This is a genomic window from Stappia sp. P2PMeth1 (genome assembly GCF_900185735.1).
Lineage (GTDB): Bacteria > Pseudomonadota > Alphaproteobacteria > Rhizobiales > Stappiaceae > Stappia.
This window is the reverse complement of record NZ_FYAW01000054.1, coordinates 1-2,857: the sequence shown is the minus strand read 5'-3', so window position 1 is coordinate 2,857 and position 2,857 is coordinate 1. Positions and strand designations below refer to the sequence as shown.

Below are 2,857 nucleotides of genomic sequence, written 5' to 3'. Positions count from 1 at the left end.
AAGTGGCGGACCGGGTGGGATTCGAACATATACGCCGAAGTAATCGGCTTGCGCTTGGCTACGCCGTGAGCAATGTCGGCTTTCGGGACGCCGCAAGCGGCAGTCGAACGGCCGGAAAGGTGGCGCATTGCGGTCAAAGTACAGTAGCCTGCTGAACGGCCGCTTTCCCGGCTTGGGCGCCCAGAAGCGGTCGGGCAGCTTGCCTGAAGAGTTTCGGCTGCCGATAGGCGCCCGAAAGTCCGGGAAGACCGAACCCGCGAACCACGGGCTGGACGCTATGGGTTTTTCTGGATTTGGCAGGTTCGGAGGCCATCGTCAGGTGATAGCGGATAGGCGAGGTCTTGGGCGTGTGGTGTGATGGAGAAGCCGTTAAGGCAGAGCGTTCGGTGACAGATGTCATGGAGCAGGCCGGTAATGGCGATCCGGCAAGCGACCGGCGCGAGATTGTCTGCGGGCCGCGATGGTGGTGTCGCGGTCTGGTCTGGTAACAGCTCATGCCCGGTCATGAACGCTCTCCCGGGTTGATGGCCGTACGTTCGGCGGTGCCCGCGGCTGGCACCACGGTGCGAAGGTCTCGATGATGACCATGGTGCCGCCGCAGCAGGGGCAAGGTGGGCACTGGTCTGCGGTCTCATCGGTCGCTGGTTCTTGTGAAGTTGGCATCAATCCAAGCAGTTCGCGAGCCTGAGCGAGGCAGTCCTTGCAGACGGAGCCGGCGAGCAGGCCGTAATGTCGGATACGATGGAAGCCGCGCGGCAGTGTGTGAAGCAGAAAGCGGCGGATAAACTCATTGGCGGCCAGGGTCATGACCTGCTGCCGTTCGGCGCCTTTGCGACGATAGTCTTTATAGCGGAAGGTCACTTCGGATCCGTCGAACCCGAGAAGGCGGCTGTTTGAGATCGCAACCCGATGGGTATAGCGGGAGAGATAGGCGAGCACCGCCTCAGGTCCGGCGAAGGGCGGTTTGGCATAAACAACCCAACGCTTTCTTCGGACAGGTGCGAGGTGGCGGACGAAGGCGCGATGGTTGTGGAATCCCGCCATCTTGCCAAAGAATGCGAGCTTTCCAGCACCATGGAGTTCGAGCAGCCGGGTCAGGAACAATCGCCTGAACAGTGCGCCGAGCACACGGACCGGCAGCAGGAAGGCCGGGCGCGACGATATCCATTCTCCATCCGGCGTGAGGCCGCCACCGGGCACGATCATGTGGATGTGGGGATGGTGGGTCATGGCCGAACCCCAGGTGTGAAGCACGGCGGTGATGCCGATGCGGGCACCCAGGTGCTTTGGGTCGGCTGCGATGGTCAACATCGTCTGCGATGCCGCCTTGAACAGCAGGTCGTAGGCCAGCGCCTTGTTGTGGAAGGCAATGTCGGCGACTTCGGTGGGCAACGTGAACACCACATGGAAGTAGCCGACCGGAAGAAGGTTGGCCTGCTGGGCTTCCAGCCAGGCGCGTGCGGCGGCGCCCTGGCAGCGCGGGCAGTGCCGGTTGCGACAGGAGTTGTAGGCGATCCGCTGATGCCCGCAGTCTGAACAGGCCTCGACGTGACCGCCAAGAGCTGCGGTGCGACAGGTCTCGATCGCGGACATGACCTTGAGCTGATCCAGGCTCAAATGCCCGGCATGGGCAGCACGGTAGTCACGCCCGGCCGCTCGGAAAATATCGGCGACCTCGATGGTGGTGCGCACAGCTCAGGGGCCGGGTGGTGCCTCCGCCGGAACGAAGATGCCCAGCTTGTCGAGCGGACTGATGACGGACCGCACCGTGCGCGTGGCCACCTTGGTATAGAGCGCCGTCGTCTCAAGCTTGCTGTGCCCGAGCAGCACCTGGATGACCCGGACATCAACGCCGTCTTCCAGAAGATGGGTGGCAAAGCTGTGCCGCAGCGTATGCGGGCCGACGCGCCGGGTGATCCCGGCCGCCTGAGCTGCCTCGACCACGACGCGATAGAGTTGCCTGGTGCTGATCGGCTTGAGCGCGTGCTGGCCCGGGAATAGCCAGCCGTCGCGGTGTAGCACGCCCTGGCGATCGCCGTCCCGCCACCATTGACGCAGCAGGGTGAGCAGGTCGGGCGAGAGCATGGCGTTGCGATATCGTCCGCCCTTGCCCCGCTCGACCCGGATCAGCATGCGCTCGCTGTCGATATCGCGCACCTTGAGCATGGCGACTTCGCCGACGCGCAATCCGGCGCCATAGGCCACCGACAGCGCTGCCTGGTGCTTGAGCGTGGTCGTCGCGTTGAGCAGGCGGGCGACCTCGTCGCGGCTCAGCACCATGGGGAGGTTACGTGGACGGCTCACCCGCACCAGCTTGCGGGCCAGGTCGGGTCGATCAAGGGTATTGGTGAAGAAGAACCGCAGCGCCGACACCACGCTGTTCATCGTGGGCACCGGCACACCTGCCTCGCTCTGGGCCAGTTGGAACTGGCGCACATCCTCGGTGGTCGCTGTGTCCGGCGGTCGCCGCAGGAAACTGGCGAAGCGCTCCACATCTCGGATGTAGTTGCGCTGGGTCGCCACCGAGAAATGGCGCATGTTCATGTCGTCGATCAGCTTCTGGCGCAGCGGGCTGACAGGGGTGTTGGGAAACGGCGTGGTCATCGTTCGGCTCCTGGGTTGAAGGAGCCCAGATGGTCCGCCTGAACCGTTCGGCGCTCAATCCAGTCGCAACATATGCCGCATTATCATGACCCCACCACGCGCTCCCCTCCCGCGCAGCGGGTTCGTTCTTCCACCCCATACTCGCCTTCTTCAAAGCGCTCTGATTATGCCGAACTGCCGCATGGCCGACAGCAGACGCAGCAGCCGCCGAACTCGGCCATGCGGCATAATCCATCTTACGGCATAATGCCCC

General features: G+C 63.6%; 2 protein-coding genes. Both read right to left on the bottom strand.

The genetic code is table 11. The features are described from left to right. Positions 1-492: 492 nt before the first annotated feature. Positions 493-1,692 (bottom strand): IS91 family transposase, encoded by a 1,200-nt coding sequence (locus P2PM1_RS23760; protein ID WP_094462466.1) that lies wholly within the window; start codon positions 1,690-1,692, stop codon positions 493-495. Positions 1,693-1,695: 3 nt separating this feature from the next. Next, complete coding sequence (locus P2PM1_RS23755) at positions 1,696-2,604, bottom strand: tyrosine-type recombinase/integrase (protein ID WP_094462465.1); 909 nt, start codon at positions 2,602-2,604, stop codon at positions 1,696-1,698. Between the last annotated feature and the right edge of the window lie 253 nt (positions 2,605-2,857).